Here is a 16,016-nt window from a genome sequence, read left to right as displayed (position 1 = left end):
CCGCATCGACTTGAAGCAGTGGCATGTCGGTTCCGGCCGAACGACCGGAATCGACGTGCGTCCCTCTCCTTCCGGCGAAGCGTCAGTGCTTGAGATGCGCGCAGCGGTCGTCGCGCGACGCGGCCGGCAGCGCGACGCCCTTCTCCTTCGCGCGCGCCTGCATGAGCGCGTGGTGCGCGGCGACGTAGGCGGTGCACGCGTCGTAATCGTCGAACGAGCGCATCTTCTGCTGATGCTCGGTGCGCTCCTGCGGCGTCATCAAGGACCAGCCGTACATCCGTCCGTGGCCCTGGCCCGCGCCCGGAGGGCCCTTGGGCGTCGCGGCCGGTTGCGCCGATGTGGAGCCTGCCGCAAGAACGGCGGCACCGGCGAGCAGGATCGAGAGCGTCTTCATATCGGACTCCCATGCGTGGGTGGCGGAACGGATCGATCAGTGCATGGACTCGCCGGCCGCGCCCACGACCGGGAGTTCGAAGTCATCGCGGAAGATGATGTCGGTCGGCGCCGTGACATAGATGCCGCCCCAGCTGGACGTGACCTCGGGATCCACGGGATCGACGTAGAGCATGCCGATCGCAACCGCGAGCTGGCCCTTGCGAAACCCTTCGCGTTCGAGGCCGACGCCGCACCTGCGTTGTTCGGTCGCAGGCCGCGACGACGCGCGTGCCGCCCCCATCGGACCCAGCGCTCGTGCCCGCGCAGCGAGATGAACGATGCGGCGCCGCGTTGCGAGGCATCGCGAGCCGCCGGACCGGCGGCCGGACGGAGTGACACCTCTGCGCGCGCGGAGCATTCGCGATGCGTCCGCGTCGCGATCGGCGCGCTCTCGCCGCACCGGCCTGCGCCGACGCCCACACGCCATGACGCCGTGGCCGCATGGCTTTCCCGCGACCGCGAAGCCTATCCGCGCAGAAGCGGGATGCCTTCTCGCCCCGACCCTCAGTGCGCCGGCGACGAGCGCCGCGCGCCGTCGTCGACGCGTTCGCCCGAGCGGTCCGCGCGCTGCTCGGCCGGCGGCGCGATGCGCCGGAGGTTGAGCGCGGTATTGACGAGCGCGATGTGCGAGAACGCCTGCGGGAAGTTGCCGACGAGCCGCCCTGCGTCGACGTCGTACTCTTCGGACAACAGACCAAGATCGTTGCGGATCGCGAGCAGGCGCTCGAACAGCCGCTTCGCGTCGCGATGCCGGCCGAGCATCGTGTAGGCATCGGCGAGCCAGAAGCTGCAGGCGAGGAACGCGCCCTCGCCCACGGGCAAGCCGTCGTCCGCCGCGGCGCTGTCGTAGCGCAGCACGAACCCGCGGCGCACGAGGTCGCGTTCGATCGCAGCAACCGTGCCGGCGATGCGCGGGTCGTCGGGCGGCAGGAAACCGAGCTGCGGCATCAGCAGCAGGCTCGCATCGAGGTCGCGGCTGCCGTAGGCGCGCACGAAGGTGCCGCGACGGCGATCGTAGCCCTTGCTGCAGACTTCGCGATGGATGCGCGCACGCAGCCGCCGCCAACGCGAGACCGGCCCTTCGAGGCCGAGACGCTCGACGCTCTTGACCGCACGGTCGAACGCGACCCAGGCCATCACGCGCGAATAGGTGAACGCGGCGGGATCGCCGCGCCCTTCCCAGATGCCCGCATCGGGTTCGCGCCAGATCGTCTCGAGGTGCGCGAGCAGCGCGCGTTGCAGTTCCCAGCTCGACGCGTCGCCCGTGAGCGAACCGCGGCGCGCGTGGTGGAGCGTGTCCATGAGCTCGCCGTAGACGTCGAGCTGCAGCTGCGCGTGCGCGGCGTTGCCGATGCGTACCGGCGACGCGCCCTCGTACCCCGCGAGCCACGGCACCGACCATTCGGTGAGCCGACGCTCGCCCGCGATCCCGTACATGATCTGCATCTGGCGTGGATTGCCCGCGACCGCGCGCAGCAGCCAGTCGCGCCAGGCCGCGGCCTCCTCGAAGAACCCCGCGTTCATCATCGCGAGCAGCGACAGCGTCGCGTCGCGCACCCAGCAGTAGCGATAGTCCCAGTTGCGCGTGCCGCCGAGCTGCTCCGGCAACGACGTCGTCGCTGCGGCGACGATGCCGCCGGTCGGCGCGTACGTGAGCGCCTTGAGCGTGATCAGCGAGCGCCGGATGTCCTTTCCCCACGGACCCTTGCCTTCGAAGCGCGCGATCCATCGCGTCCAGAACGCTTCGGTCTGCTCGAGCGCGACGTGCGGATCGATCGGCCGCGGCGGCGGCTCGTGCGAACGCGCGTAGGTGAGCACGAACGGCACCGCGTCGCCCGCTTCGACCGTGAACGCGGCCGTGAGGCGTTCGCCGTCGCCGCGCACGCCGACCGGCGTGCGCAAGGTCATGCTGTCGGGTCCGGCGATCGCGCGCACGGCGCCGTCGTCGAGGCGCACGACCCACGGCACCTGCGCCCCGTAGCCGAAGCGCGCGACGAGGTCCATCGCCATCGGCACGTGGCCGCGGTCGCCGCGCACGATGCGCACGATGTCCGCGCACGCGCCGCGCGGCGGCATGAAATCGACGAGCGTCACGCGACCCGTGCGCGTCTCGCAGCTCGTCTCGAGCACGAGGGTCGCACCGCGATACGCGCGCGTGCGCGTCTTGACCGCACCGCGCGGATGGATGCGCCAGCGGCCGTTGTCCGCACCGCCGAGCAGCGCGGCGAAGCAGGCGTCGCTGTCGAAGCGCGGCCAGCAGAGCCAGTCGATCGATCCGTCGCGACCGACGAGCGCGGCCGTCTCGCAGTCGCCGATGAGGCCGTAATCCTCAATGCGCGCCATGGCGCGCGTCGACGAAGTCGAGTACGACCTTGACGTCGTCGGGTTGCGGTTCGAACGCGTCGCGCCACGCGTCGAGCCCGACGCGGCGCGTGACGAGGCGATGCAGCCAGTGCCGGTCCGCGGCGGCGAGCGCGCTCGCGCCTGCGGCGTAATGCGTGCGGCGCGCATTCACCGATCCGAACACGACGGCGTTCTCGAGCACCATCTCGCGGTTGATCGCGCCCGCGTCGACGCCGATCTTCGTGCCCGTGCGCGACACGCCCGTGAGGCAGAGGATGCCGTTCGGGCGCAGGCGCTTGATCGCCTCGACGATGACCGACGCCGCGCCCGTGCATTCGATCACGACGTCGAATGCCGCGTCGGCGGCGGGCGGTGACGCAGGCGTGGCGTAGCGCGCGCCGAGGTCGCGCGCGAGCGCGGGCTTCGGACCGCCTTCCGCGCGGTCGTACACGGCGACGTCGCAGCCGCGCTGCACGCCCATCAGCGCGGCGAGCAATCCGATCGGCCCCGCGCCCGTGACCCAGACATCGCGGATCGTGCTCGCGGCCGAACGCGCGGCGAGCCGCTCGATCTCCGCCCACGCCTTCGCGACGACGCTCGCCGGCTCGGTCAGCACGCCTGCGACGCCGAGCGCCGCATCGACGCGCACGGCGAAATCCGGCTCGATGCGTACGATCTGTGCCGCATAGCCGTCGCGCCCCTTGATGCCGCGCTCGGTGTAGGCGCCGTTCTCGCACAGGTCCCACTCGCCGATCGCGCAGTGCGCGCATGGCACCGGGTCCGGGCGTCGCACGATGCCCGCGACCGCATCGCCCGGCGCGAACCCGCTGTCGGCGGGCGCTTCGAGCACGTGCCCGAGCGATTCGTGGCCGATGATCAGGCGCTCGCGCCCGGCCGGCGCTGTGCCGTACGCACCCGCGAGCAGCTCGCGGTCGGTGCCGCACACGCCGATCGCGTCGATCGCGACGACGAGCGCGCCCTCCGCAGGATCGGGTGGGGCCACGACCTCGAGCCGGGCCGAGCGCGCGACGCCGGGAACGAAGGTGACGGCGCGGCGGCGGCGTTCGGTCGCATGCATGCGACACGATTACCGCACCCGTGGTGAATCCCGCCTTATCCGGGACGTGCGCCGCGCTCCCGGTTCACGATCGAGGGCTCGGCCACGCGTCGAGATCGCGACGACGGCAATGCCGCGGACTGCGTATACTCGGCTCGCCAGTCGAGTCCACAGGGGGAATCGATGCTCATGTCCACTACGCGCCCGCGCAGGCGCGCGCGGCTGCTCGCGTGCGGCCTCGCCGTCGTCGCGCTCGCTGCCTTTTCCATGTCACCGGTCGCGGACAGTCGCGCCGGCACGCCGACGTATTCGATCGACTTTCACCGCATCGGTTCGGGCGGCGCGCGCCTGCGCGGCGCGTGCTACCGCCTGGCAGGCAGCGTCGGCGAGGCGGCGCCCGGCTATTCGAGCGGCGCGACGATCGAAGTGATCTCCGGTTTCTGGTCCGCCGCGGGCAATCCGCCGGACCAGATGTTCTTCAGCGGATTCGAGGGGTGCTGACGATGACACGTTGCCTGCCTGTGCTGTTCGCGTTCGTGCTCGCGTGCGTCCTGCACGTAGCGGTCGCCGCGCCGCTCGCGCCGCAGTCGAGTGCATTCACCTACCAAGGCCAGCTCAACGCGGGCGGCACGCTCGCGAACGGCAGCTACCTGTTCACCTTCACGCTGTTCGACGCCGCGAGCGGCGGCGCGCAGGTCGTCGGCACGACGCCGATCCAGCAGTCGATCGTCGTCGTCGACGGGCTGTTCACGACCGATCTCGATTTCGGTCCCGTCTTCAACGGCACGCAGTATTGGCTCGAGATCAAGGTCGGCACCACGCTCGCGAACCAGGAAACGCTCGCAGGGCGCCAGGCGGTGTCGGCGGTGCCGGTCGCGCAGTATTCGCTGAACCCGGGGCCCGCGGGTCCCGAGGGTCCGGCGGGGCCCCCAGGTCCGGCGGGTCCCGAAGGTCCGACCGGACCGATCGGTCCCGCCGGCGCGCAGGGCGACACGGGCGCGATCGGGCCGGCCGGTCCGCAGGGCGCGACCGGAGCCACGGGTCCGGCTGGACCACAAGGCGACGCGGGTCCGATCGGTCCCGCGGGTCCGCAGGGTGCGACAGGCGCGACCGGCGCGACCGGCCCGCAAGGTCCGGCCGGACCGATCGGCGCAACCGGTCCGCAGGGCGCGACGGGCCCGATCGGACCGATTGGCCCACAAGGTGCGACCGGCGCGCAAGGCGCGACGGGCGCCCAGGGTCCGCAGGGCGTGCAGGGACCGACGGGTGCAACGGGTGCGACCGGCGCGACGGGTCCCGTCGGAGCGCAGGGCCCCGCAGGCGTCGCCAACCTCTACGGCGACGGCTCCGACGGCATCGGCTCGTTCGGCACGGTCGACTGGACGCTGTCGCCGCCCGCGAGCACGCTGCAGTTCACGAACCTCACGGTCAGCGGCATGCTGACCGTGCCGAGCGGGCTCGTGATCCGTGCGACCGGCAACGTCTCGATCACCGGGCAGCTCGTCGTCGCGCCGAACACGAACGCGGGCGCGGGCATCGGCAGCAGCGCGGCGACGCTCGGCAACAACTCGGTCGGCCTCGGTGGTGCCGCGGTCAGTCCGTTGTTCGCGCGCCTCGGCGTGAGTCCGGGCTCGGCCGGCGGCGGCATCGGCCCCTACACGAACAGCAACGTTCCCAATCCGGCCGGCGGCGGCGGCACGGTCGTCATCATCGCGCTCGGCTCGATCACGATCGGCGCGACCGGCACGATCCGCGCGGACGGCGCGAACGGCAACGCGGCGGTGCCGTCGACGAGCATCGGCGGCGGCGGTGGCGGCGGCGGCGTCATCATCCTCGCGTCGAAGACCGGCATCACCAACGGTGGCACGATCAGCGCCGTCGGCGGCAAGGGCGCCGATGCGCTCGCGGGCGCGACCGGCTCGGCGCCTTCGGGCGGCGGCGGTGGCGGCGTGGTCAACTTGCTCGCGCCGACGATCACGAACGGCGCGATCAACGTGAGCGGCGGTGCGGCCGGCAGCGGCACGAACTCCAACGCGAACACCGCGTTCGGCGGCGGTGGCGGCGGTTCCGGCGGCGCGGGCGGCAACAGCGGCAACATCGGCACCAACGCCGCCGCGGGTGGCACCGGCAGCATCTACACGAAAGTCACGAGCGATCCGTCGCCACTGTTCGTCTCGCCCGTGCATCGCTGAGCGATCGCGCGACGGCGTGCGCGCACGGCCGGCGGCCGCGCCGGCCGCAGCCTCGAACACGTAGTCGGCCCGGCCGCGCGTTCGTCCCGCGTCGTCGCCGCGGGCGCCGCGGCCTTGCCCGTAGGCTTTCGTTGATCTGGGTCAATACGCGCCGGGCTAGCGCGGCGGAGGCTCGCCCCGTCTCCCTCGAGGGCGCGGCGCGATGGACCTCAAGGACGCGATCTACAACCGTCGGGCCGTGCGCGCGTACACGCGCGAGGCGGTCGGCGAATCGGCGCTGCGCGACCTCATCGATGCGGCGATCCAGGCGCCGAGCGCGATGAACGCGCAGCCGTGGGTGTTCTGCGTCGTGCGCGACGCGACGATGCTCGCGGACATCTCGCGGCGCGCGAAGGAGCACATGCTCGCCAACACGCCGGCCGGCTTGCTCTCGCACCACCTCGACCTGACGCTGCACGATCCCACGTTCGACATCTTCTACGGTGCGCCCGCGCTCGTGCTGATCTGCAGCACGACGGACAACGCCTGGGCGGTCGAGAACTGCGCGCTCGCCGCCGGGAACCTCATGCTCGCCGCGCACGCGGCGGGCCTCGGCACGTGCTGGATCGGCTTCGCGCAGTCCTGGCTGCGCAGCACGGAAGGCAAGGCCTTCCTGCGCGTCCCGCTCACGATCCAGCCGGTCGCACCGATCATCGTCGGCCATCCGGCCGGATCGACGCCCGCGGTGCCGCGCAAGGCGGCCGAAATCCGCTGGCTCGGCGTCGAGCACTGATCGTCCATCCCCTTCGTCTGCAGTGCGCGCGGCGCAAGGAGTCGACCATGAGTTTCTCCGTGATCATCCCGACCCACGACCGCTCGTCGATCGTCGTGCGCGCGGTCGACAGCGTGCTCGCCGCCGACACGGGCGAACCCCTCGACGTCATCGTCGTCGACGACGCGTCGACCGACGGCACCGTGGAGACGCTCGATGCACGCTACCGCGACGAACCGCGCGTGCGCGTCGTGCGACTCGAGCGCAACGAAGGCCCATCCGGGGCGCGCAACGCGGGGCTCGCAGCCGCACGCGGCGACTACGTGGTGTTCCTCGACTCCGACGACGTGCTGCTGCCCGACGCATTGCGGCTCGCGTATGCGGCGTTCGGCGCCGCGCCCGACCTGCAGTTCGTGACGCTCGAGGGCGATGCCTGTCCGATCGACCGGCCCGACGACGTGCGCCACCACGTCGTGCGCAACAATCCGGGTTGGAACCGCGGCGGCTTCGAGGCCGATCGCTTCGAAGCGCTCGCGATCCGTGCGCGCGCGAACGGCGTGGCGCACACGTTGCGGATCGGCGACTGCTCGCCCGCGATCCTGTTCGGCGACCTGTTCTACCTGTCGGGACTGGCGATCCGTCGCCCGGCCGCGTGCGCGGCGGCGCCGTTCAACCCGCGCTTCCGCTATCTCGAGGACTGGGAATTCGCCGCCCGCCTGTGCCTGCTCGGGCCCGGCGGTTACGTCGATGCGCCGGGCTTCCTGCGGCAGCTCTCGCGCGGCGACCAGCTGAGCCGACTCGCCTCGCCGTGGCGGCTCGCGACGATGCACCATCAGGTGCTGCAGGGCGTGCGCGGGTTCGAAGGTGCGCGCCCTTCGCCACGCACTCTCGCGCGCGCGCAGGCGGCCGCCGACTACTGGCTCGGGCGCTGCCTGCAGGAGCGCCATCATCCGCGCGCGGCGCGCGCCTACCTGCTGTGCTCGATGCGCCGCCTGCACCAGCCGCTGAAGAGCCTGGTCCGGCTCGCGCAGGGGAGCATCGAGGCGTGGCGCGCGCCGGACGACCAGGCGGTGGCGGCGCGACGCTGGTCGACCTTGCGCCATCGCTGACCGGCGACCTCGCCGAACGTCAGCCTTCGTCGTCGAGGTCGTCCTGCTCGGGCGGCTCGCGCGATTCGGCCTGGTCGATCTTGTGCTGAGCTTCGGCCGGCGAGTCCGCGACCGACGGCAATGCGTCCGGCGACGCGAGCAGCAGCGCGGGATCGATGCGCTTGCCGAGCCAGCGCACGCCGAGGTGCAGGTGCGGGCCCGTCGCACGCCCGGTCGCGCCGATCCGGCCGAGCGCTTCGCCGCGCTTGACGACGTCGCCGTCCTTCACCGCGATCGACGAGAGATGGAAGTTCATGCTCACGAGGCCGTCGCCGTGGTCGACGAACACCGAATTGCCGGAGAAGAACTGCTCGCCCGCCAGCACGACCTTGCCGTCCGCGACCGCCTTGACCGTATTGCCTTCCGGCACCGGATAGTCGCGCCCGCTGTGCAGGCTGCGGTGGTCGGCGTCGAACACGCGCACGCTGCCGAAATCGTCTTCGCTCTTCGGCAGGCTCGCGGTCGGCGCCGCGAGCGGCAGCGAGAACGACGGTGCATCGAGCGTGCCGCCGAGGACCTTCGCGACCGCGGCATGCTCGCGCTTCGCGCGCGCGAGGTCGTCGGCGCCGATGTGCAGGAAGCGATCGAGCGAGTCGGGCAAGGTCATCTGCACTTCCGGGAAATCGCTTTTCTCCACGCGCAGCGTGCCGTCGTGCTTGCGACCGTCCTGGTCCCACAGCGCGATCGCGTGCGCGCCGCGCTTGGCGCGGATGTCGACCGGGTAGTAGCACGCCGCGTCGACCGCGGCGTAGCGCTTGCCGTAGATGCCGCATTCCTTCGCGGCGAGCCCGGTCCAGCGGCCGACGCCGCCTTGCTGCACGGTGACGACGTTGGCGGCGCTCGCGATCGACGCAGCGGACAGGACGGCGACGGCGGCGACGGACAGATGGCGCGTGCGCATGGGTTCGACCCCTCGTGGCAGGTGACGCGCACGGTAGGTGGCCTTCGTGCAATGGACGCCGAATGCGCGCACGCGCGTTCATTCGTGGCTCATGCAAGAATGTCGCGTGGAACGCCGGCTTCGCCGGCCTGGGGAAGAGCCGATGACGTCGCGATGCGCACGGGTCGCCATGGCCGCCACCGTGCTCGCGTGCGGCTCGGCGAGCGCGCAACCGGTCGTCACGTTCGTGCCGCTGACGCCGACGACGCTCGCGCTGACCGCGAACGGCGATGCGGTCGTCGCCTACCAGGTCACGAATGCGTCCGCTGCGACGCGCACGTTCGCGATGACGCCGATCCCGGGCATCGACATCGACACCTCGGGCGGTCATTGCGCCGATCCCTTCGTGCTCGCGTCGCATGAAGCGTGCGCGCTGTCGCTGCACGTCGTCGGCAGCGCGATGCCCGGGAACATCGACGGCGGCCCGCTGGTGTGCATCGACGGCAGCCCGCTGCAATGCTGGCAACCGGCGGCCGCCGACCAGCTGCACGTGACGTTGCTGCCCGCGCAGGTCGCGACGATCGAGGCGACGCCGGCCGCGGTCACGATCGCAACCGGCAGCACGGCTGCGATCGCGATCGCCAACGCGGCCGACTCGCCGGTGCCGGCGCGGAATCTCGCCGTCGCCGTACCGCCGGCGAGTTCCATCGTCGTCGACCTCGGCACCTGCGCGGCACCGCTCGCGCCGGGCGCGAGCTGCACGCTCGTCGTCGGCGGCACCGTCGCCGAAGCGGCGACCGTGCTCGAGATCGCCGGCGACGACACGACGACGACGACCGTCGCGGTCTCGCTGTTCGACGACGTCGTGTTCGCGGACGGCTTCGACCTCGCACCGGGCTGACCGGCGCGATCCCGCGAACCACGGGCAACGGCCCGGCGCACGTCGCGTTCGCTTCGTCGACGCACGCGATGGGATCGCGCGTCGCCGCGCGTATGCGTTCCCGACGGCACGCGAGCGCGACGACCTCGCCCTCGTGCGGCCGCATCCACGCACAGGGGGCTGCATGCGTATTGCACGATCGGGCGCGCTCGCCGCGCTGTTCGCATTCTCGACGCTCGCCAGCGCGGGCACCGCGATCGACTACGACCTCATCCGCCGCGACGGCTTCGACGCCGGCTCGCTGCAACCGGCGAGTCGCGGCGAAGCCGCGCGGTTCCTCACCCAGGCGACGTTCGGGCCGACCGAGGCCGCGATCGACGACCTCGTCGCGAGCGACTACGGCCGCTGGATCGACGCGCAGGTCGCGCTGCCGGCGACCACGGCGGTGGCGTACATGCGCAGCGCCGAAGGCGTCACCGACCCGCTCGCGCACCTGCCGTTCCATCGCTACCGGCAGGCCTGGTTCGTCGCCGCGGCGTCGGCGCCGGATCAGTTGCGCCAGCGCGTCGCGTTCGCGCTGAGCGAGATCCTCGTCGTGTCCGAACGCGGCAATGCACTCGGCGACGACGGCCTCGCGCTCGGCGCGTACCACGACATCCTCGTGCGCGATGCGTTCGCGACCTATCGGCAGCTGCTCGAGGACGTCACGCTCTCGCCGGCGATGGGCCGCTACCTCAGCATGTACCGCAACCGCAAGCCCGACCCGGCCAACAACATCCAGGCCGACGAGAACTATGCGCGCGAAGTGATGCAACTGTTCTCGATCGGGCTCGTCAAGCTACAGCCCGACGGCACGCCGGTGCTGGCCGGGGGCACGACCGTGCCGACCTACGACGGCAGCGTCGTGCGTGCGCTCGCCCGCGTGTTCACCGGCTGGGCCTGCCACTGCGCGGCGGGCCAGGACTGCAGCACGGATCCGTTCGTGGTCGAGCCGTTCACCTGCAGCACCGAGCACGCGATGGTGCCGTACGAGGCGTACCACGACCGCGACGAGAAGCGCCTGTTCGACGGCATCGTGCTCGGCGCCGGCCACGACGCGCGCAGCGATCTCGCCGCCGCGCTCGATGCGCTCGCGCAGCATCCGAACGTCGGCCCGTTCCTCGGCCGCCAGCTCATCCAGCGCCTCGTCACGAGCAACCCGTCGCCCGCGTACGTCGCGCGCGTCGCCGCGGTATTCGCCGACGACGGCCATGGCGTGCGCGGCAACCTCGGCGCGGTCGTGCGCGCGATCCTGCTCGACCCGGAAGCGCGCATCGGCCACCGGCTCGCGCCGGCGACGTTCGGCAAGGTGCGCGAACCGCTGCTGCGCCTGACCGCATTGTGGCGCGCGTTCGACGCAACGTGGCGGAGCGACGTCCTGTTCCCCGACGACCGCGAGATCCACGAGTCGTTCAACCAGTCGCCGCTGTACTCGCTGTCGGTGTTCAACTTCTTCTCGCCGCGCCATTCGCCGCCGGGCGCGCTCGCGGGCGCAGGCCTCGTCGCGCCGGAGCTGCAGATCGTCCCCGCCAACTACGCGATCCGCCTCGCCAACGACGTCGACGGCCGCGTGTTCTACGGCTACGCCGGCGGCGAACTGGAGGAACTGGACCCCGGTGTGCGCGTGCTGCACCTCGAGCGTTGGCGCACGTGGCTCGCGACGGCCGGCACCGCTGCGCTGGTCGCGCGACTCGACGAGCTGCTACTCGGCGGCGGCATGTCGCCCGCGCTGCGCCAGCTCGTCGCGGCTCGCCTCGCCGCGATTCCCGCGGCCGACACGCTCGCGCGCGTGCAGAACGCGGTCTACCTCATCGCCACCTCCCCCGACTACGCGACGCAGCGCTAAGGAGCCCGTCATGCCCCACGATCCCCGTCGCGGCGCACGCCGCCGCTTCCTGCGCAACAGCCTCGCCGCGCTCGCGGGCGGCTACGGATTCTTCGGCGCGCCCGCGAGCCTCGCGCTGCTCAACCGCGCCTGGGCCGCGCCCGCGGGCGACGACTACAAGGCGCTCGTCTGCGTGTTCCTGCTCGGCGGCAACGACGGCCACAACCTCGTCGTGCCGCGCGGCAGCGAGTACGCGCTGTATGCGCAGCGCCGGCGCGGCCTCACCCTGCCGCAGGCGTCGCTGCTGCCGCTGTCGCCGCAGGGCTGGAACGGCTACGCGGTCGGCCTGCACCCGGCGATGCCCGAGATGGCGAACCTGTTCGGCGAGGGCCGGCTCGCGATCCTCGGCAGCGTCGGCGCGCTGCTGCAGCCGGTCACGCGCGAGGAGCACCAGAACGGCAGCGTGCCACTGCCGCCGCAACTGTTCTCGCACAACGACCAGCAGGATTTCTGGCAGAACCTCGCCGTGCGCTCGAGCGCGGACCCGACGCCGGCTTCGGGCTGGGGCGGACGCCTTGCCGACCTCGTGCACGCGGACTACAACGCGGGCGCGACCCTGTCGATGAACCTGTCGCTCGCGGGCACCAACGCGTTCCAGACCGGACACGACGTGCAGTCGATCGGCGTCGACAGCGGCGAGATCCGCGCGATCCGCTGCCGCGACCCCGACGCCGCGGCCGCGTTCGAGGCCTTCCTCGCGACACCGCAGGCGAACGCGCTCGCCGACGAGTACCGGCGCACGACGCTGCGCGCGATCGGCGACTATGCGACGCTCGCCGACGCGCTCGGCGGCATCGCGCCGCTCGCGACACCGTTCCCGCCCGCGCCCGTCGAAGGCGCACCGGCCGCCGACCGTTTTGCGTTCGCGCTCGGCAGCCAGCTCAGGCGCGCCGCCGAACTCATCGCCGCGCGCACGAGCCTGCACCATCGTCGCCAGGTGTTCTTCTGCACGCTCGGCGGCTTCGACACGCACGACGCGCAGATGGCCGACCAGCCGCAGCTGCTCGCCGGCCTGTCGCGCGCGCTCGCCGCGTTCGACGCGGCGACGCGCGAGCTCGGCGTCGACACCTCGGTGACCACGTTCGTCGCGAGCGAGTTCGGCCGTTCGCTGACGAGCAACGGCGACGGTTCCGACCACAGCTGGGGCAACCACCTGTTCGTGCTCGGCGGCGGCGTACGCGGCGGACGCATCTTCGGATCGATGCCCGACCTCGCGCCCGCGAGCGCCGACTTCACCTGGGACGGCCACCTGCTCCCGCGCATCGCGGTCGACCAGTACGGCGCGACGCTTGCGCGCTGGTTCGGCGTGAGCGACGCGACCGCGCTCGACACGATCTTCCCGAACCTGCACGCGTTCGCGCAGGGTGATCTCGGTTTCATGCAGGCATGATCGTGGGACGGCGGCGGGCGCGTTGCGCGCGAAACCCTCGCGCGCGATGGCGCGCCGCCGCCGGCGCGGCTCCCGCCGCTAATGGCGTTCGCTCTCGAGGCGCTTGCGTAGACGCTCGCTCGCCGCTTCGGCGTACGCCTTGCAGGATGTCGCCGTCGCCGTCGCTGCGGGCAGCTGGTCGGGGTGAGCGGCCATCGCGACGTCGCACGGCAGCGCCGCGATGCGATCGATCGTCGCGCGCAGTGCGTTCACGACATCCGGATGGTCGGTGAAGCGGTAGTCGTCGGTCGATACGGGATTGAGGCTGTCGAGGTAGACGACAGCGCGACAGACCCCATCGTGGCACGAGGTCCAGCGCCAGCTCATGCCGCCCGGTGCGTGCCCGGGTGAAGCGACCGCGGTGATCGTCGTGTGGCCGACCGTGATCGTGTCGCCGTCATCGACCGCACGCACCCGGCTCACCGACGGGAAGCGTGCCGCGTCGCCGAAGCCGGCCTGCGGATCGTCCGGATGATTGCGTCCCTGCGTGAGCCCGATCACGCCGTTGCGCCCGGCGGCGACCTGCGCGCCCGTGATGCGCGCGATCGCGGCGATGCCGCCCGCGTGGTCGTAGTGCGCGTGCGAATCGAGGATCCAGCGGATCTTCGCCGGATCGAAGCCCGCCTTGCGCACGTTGTCGAGGATGATCGTCGCCGATTGCGGCAACCCGCCGTCGATGAGCACGAGGCCGTCCGCGTCGACGACGAGCACCGAAGCGAGTCCCTTCGTGCCGACATACCAGGTGTTGTCCGCGAGGCGATACGGCTCGACGCGCGCGTTCCAGTCGTCGCAGCGCGGGCACCGGATCGGCGCTTCGTCTGCGGGGCGGTTCGTCGCGAGCGGCGCGCTCGACCACGCGGCGGTGAGCATGAACGTCAGGATCATCGTCGGCTCCATGATTCGGGCCGACGAGCATCGCGATCCGAGGCGGCATCGCGCGGCCGCGGTTGTGGCGATTTGCGGGCAGGCCGTACGGCGCCACCATCGACACCGCGTCGCGACGTCCGCCCGCGCGGTGCCTTCGTGCGCGACCGTACCCGTGCTGTTCGGGCGGCCGAGGATGGACTGCGCGTAGTCGGGATCGACGAACAGCGAAGCGCCGCAGAGTCCGCCGACGGTCGCCGGCGCCGCCGGGAACACTTCGGCGAGGTAGTCCCAGCCGAGTATCCGCGCAGGTTGGAAGATCGTCGCCGAGCCGACCGGGGCCGTTGTCGCGACCGGTCGCGCCGACGTGGACGACGTTCGCATCGATGCGGACGCTGCGCGCATGAGAAGGCATCGTGCCGGTGGAGCGGCATCGCCGATCCACGCGTCCCTGCATCGAAGGCATCGGAGAATGGCGCGATTCCGGACATGCGCGTGCGATCGCGCAGCCGCACGACGATCGCGCGCGGCACGGTCGAAGACGGCCCCTCACGCGCGCCGCGCATCTCCGTGCCCCGTCGATGCGGAGGCGTTGCGATCGGCAGGATGCGTTGCCAACGTACGATGATGGCGATACCGTCGCGATGTCGCCCGATCGCGCGGAACGACCCGCTTGCACGGACCTACGATCATGCCGAACGAGCCGAACGCAGCACCGACCTGGACCGTCGCCGGCGTCCAGACCGCAACCGGCGTCGACGGGCGTTCGCGCGTCGACGTGCTCGTGCGCGGCCGCTACACCGGCAGCGTGAATCGCGGCAACGGCTTCGACCAGCTGCGCGTCGCGGTCTGGGACGATGGCCAGGAAAAGGATTTCAAGGTCGTCGACATCCCGCTCGGCACGACGGCTGCCGTCAGCGTGCGCCTCGGCTTCGACGGCATCTACGCGATCGTCGCCGACGGCATCGGCATCACCGTCAGCGTCGGCTCCGACGTGGGCGGCGAATACGTGTTCCACCTCGACCCGTTCATTCCGGCGAAGGGCTGACGCGCGGTCGCTCCGTCATACCCGCGAACGCGTCGCCGGTTCGCATCGCCCGCGCAACGCGGTCCGCGAAGGTGCTCGTGCGCACGAGGACGATGTCAGCACGTTGCCGATGCGGACGCGGATCGCGACCGTCGCGCGCGCATGGCCCGCGTCCGTGCGGGCGCCGCGTCCTTCGCGGTCATTCGTCGAGATCGTCCTCGAGGACGTCGTCGACGAGGTCGTGGATGACCGTGTGGATCTCGACCGCGAACCATGCCATGAACACGGCGAACGAGCGTTCCTGCGGCCACGCGGACTCGTCGGTCCACCACGAGTCGAGCTCGTTCTCGAAGACGTGTGGATAGACCTCCTGCAGGATGCGCTCGGCCTCCTCGTTGTCGTCGGGCTCGGGAATGAGGTAGACGGTCTGCTCGCCGTCGGGGTCGGGATTGACCCCGTCCTGTTCGAGTGCCGCGGCCCAGTCGAGGAACGGCTGGCGCGGGCGGACGATGAGGGCGGCGCGATTGAGCATGAGGACACTCCCGAACAGGCAATGAGCAACGGCGTGAGGCGTCGGTCGCGGGGGCGAACCGACGCGATCGGCGCGACGCGACGTCGGGCGCGTCGATCGTGCCCGAGACGGCGCCTGTTCCGCCAGCCCCGCGGGAGCAGCGCATGCTCGATGCGGGCAGCGAACGCCTGCCGATTCCCGCCGGCGCGTGAATGACGACGCTTCCGGACCTGCCGCGTGCGACGTTCGCCCCCGACTGCCCGTCTCTGCAGCCATCGTGCTGCGCAGGGACACGCCATCGGTCGTGACGGGCCGTTCACCCGTCGGACCCCGGCTTCGCGACGCCGGCATCGGCGACGGAACGCCGGCGCCCGAATCGGGTCCATGACGATGCACGTGCGGAACATGCTGGCCACGCTGCAGCCATCGGGACGACCGGGCGCCACGCAACCGATCGATCCGATCCGCAGCGACTTGATGCAGATCAGCCCGCGCGCGCCGCGGCGCGTGATCCTGCGCACAACGGATATCCATCGACGTCAATGACCTACCTTCAACGAGGGCGCCCGCGCGAT

The 16,016-nt window shown here is 71.6% G+C and carries 16 protein-coding genes; 9 read left to right on the top strand and 7 right to left on the bottom strand.

All coding sequences use genetic code 11. From position 1 onward, the window contains the following. Window positions 1-82 precede the first annotated feature (82 nt). The 4 genes from VI238_RS01505 to VI238_RS01490 form a co-directional block, all read right to left on the bottom strand. Entirely contained in the window at window positions 83-394 is a 312-nt protein-coding gene (locus VI238_RS01505; RefSeq protein ID WP_331647702.1) for a hypothetical protein, read from the bottom strand. A 36-nt stretch (window positions 395-430) separates the two neighbouring features. Continuing rightward, the gene (locus VI238_RS01500; RefSeq protein ID WP_331647700.1) at window positions 431-676 is read right to left on the bottom strand and encodes a hypothetical protein; all 246 of its coding nucleotides are present in this window, start codon (window positions 674-676) and stop codon (window positions 431-433) included. Window positions 677-939: 263 nt separating this feature from the next. Beyond that, complete coding sequence (locus VI238_RS01495) at window positions 940-2,778, bottom strand: glycoside hydrolase family 15 protein (protein WP_331647698.1); 1,839 nt, start codon at window positions 2,776-2,778, stop codon at window positions 940-942. Further along, window positions 2,765-3,856, bottom strand: coding sequence for an alcohol dehydrogenase catalytic domain-containing protein (locus VI238_RS01490; protein WP_331647696.1), 1,092 nt, complete (start codon window positions 3,854-3,856; stop codon window positions 2,765-2,767). The genes VI238_RS01495 and VI238_RS01490 overlap by 14 nt, the downstream gene beginning before the upstream one ends. Window positions 3,857-4,024: 168 nt before the next feature. Here VI238_RS01490 and VI238_RS01485 point away from each other — a divergent pair, with 168 nt between their 5' ends. From VI238_RS01485 to VI238_RS01470, 4 genes are all read left to right on the top strand, one after another. Continuing rightward, window positions 4,025-4,336, top strand: coding sequence for a hypothetical protein (locus VI238_RS01485; protein WP_331647694.1), 312 nt, complete (start codon window positions 4,025-4,027; stop codon window positions 4,334-4,336). Window positions 4,337-4,338: 2 nt separating this feature from the next. After that, entirely contained in the window at window positions 4,339-6,027 is a 1,689-nt protein-coding gene (locus tag VI238_RS01480) for a hypothetical protein (protein ID WP_331647690.1), read from the top strand. Between the two features lie 202 nt (window positions 6,028-6,229). After that, the gene (locus VI238_RS01475) at window positions 6,230-6,799 is read left to right on the top strand and encodes a nitroreductase (RefSeq protein WP_331647688.1); all 570 of its coding nucleotides are present in this window, start codon (window positions 6,230-6,232) and stop codon (window positions 6,797-6,799) included. Window positions 6,800-6,846: 47 nt separating this feature from the next. Further along, entirely contained in the window at window positions 6,847-7,887 is a 1,041-nt protein-coding gene (locus VI238_RS01470; RefSeq protein ID WP_331647686.1) for a glycosyltransferase family 2 protein, read from the top strand. A 19-nt stretch (window positions 7,888-7,906) separates the two neighbouring features. Here VI238_RS01470 and VI238_RS01465 read toward each other — a convergent pair whose 3' ends face one another. Then, window positions 7,907-8,827, bottom strand: a complete 921-nt coding sequence (locus tag VI238_RS01465; protein ID WP_331647684.1) for a M23 family metallopeptidase — start codon at window positions 8,825-8,827, stop codon at window positions 7,907-7,909. Window positions 8,828-8,996: 169 nt separating this feature from the next. Between VI238_RS01465 and VI238_RS01460 the strand changes: the two genes are divergently transcribed. The 3 genes from VI238_RS01460 to VI238_RS01450 all read left to right on the top strand — a co-directional run bounded on the left by VI238_RS01460 (window position 8,997) and on the right by VI238_RS01450 (window position 13,000). Then, window positions 8,997-9,707, top strand: a complete 711-nt coding sequence (locus VI238_RS01460; protein WP_331647682.1) for a hypothetical protein — start codon at window positions 8,997-8,999, stop codon at window positions 9,705-9,707. A 163-nt stretch (window positions 9,708-9,870) separates the two neighbouring features. Then, window positions 9,871-11,571 carry a DUF1800 domain-containing protein gene (locus VI238_RS01455; RefSeq protein WP_331647680.1) on the top strand — a complete coding sequence of 567 codons (1,701 nt, stop codon included), beginning with the start codon at window positions 9,871-9,873 and terminating at the stop codon, window positions 11,569-11,571. Window positions 11,572-11,581: 10 nt separating this feature from the next. Next, window positions 11,582-13,000 carry a DUF1501 domain-containing protein gene (locus VI238_RS01450; RefSeq protein WP_331647677.1) on the top strand — a complete coding sequence of 473 codons (1,419 nt, stop codon included), beginning with the start codon at window positions 11,582-11,584 and terminating at the stop codon, window positions 12,998-13,000. A gap of 78 nt (window positions 13,001-13,078) precedes the next feature. Here the strand turns inward: VI238_RS01450 and bla are convergent, their stop codons facing one another. Then, on the bottom strand, window positions 13,079-13,924 hold the full coding sequence (bla, locus tag VI238_RS01445; protein ID WP_331647675.1) for a subclass B3 metallo-beta-lactamase: 846 nt from the start codon (window positions 13,922-13,924) through the stop codon (window positions 13,079-13,081). A 670-nt stretch (window positions 13,925-14,594) separates the two neighbouring features. On the opposite strand from bla, the gene VI238_RS01440 reads away from it, so the two are divergent. Then, a complete protein-coding gene (locus VI238_RS01440; RefSeq protein ID WP_331647673.1) occupies window positions 14,595-14,951 on the top strand; it encodes a hypothetical protein in 357 nt (118 codons plus the stop codon). Between the two features lie 178 nt (window positions 14,952-15,129). Here the strand turns inward: VI238_RS01440 and VI238_RS01435 are convergent, their stop codons facing one another. Then, window positions 15,130-15,462 (bottom strand): hypothetical protein, encoded by a 333-nt coding sequence (locus VI238_RS01435; RefSeq protein WP_331647671.1) that lies wholly within the window; start codon window positions 15,460-15,462, stop codon window positions 15,130-15,132. Window positions 15,463-15,825: 363 nt separating this feature from the next. Here VI238_RS01435 and VI238_RS01430 point away from each other — a divergent pair, with 363 nt between their 5' ends. Next, a complete protein-coding gene (locus VI238_RS01430; RefSeq protein WP_331647669.1) occupies window positions 15,826-15,987 on the top strand; it encodes a hypothetical protein in 162 nt (53 codons plus the stop codon). Window positions 15,988-16,016 lie beyond the last annotated feature (29 nt).

The organism is Dokdonella sp., assembly GCF_036518555.1.
In the GTDB taxonomy this organism is placed as follows: domain Bacteria; phylum Pseudomonadota; class Gammaproteobacteria; order Xanthomonadales; family Rhodanobacteraceae; genus Dokdonella_A.
This window is presented reverse-complemented; position numbering and strand designations above follow the sequence as displayed.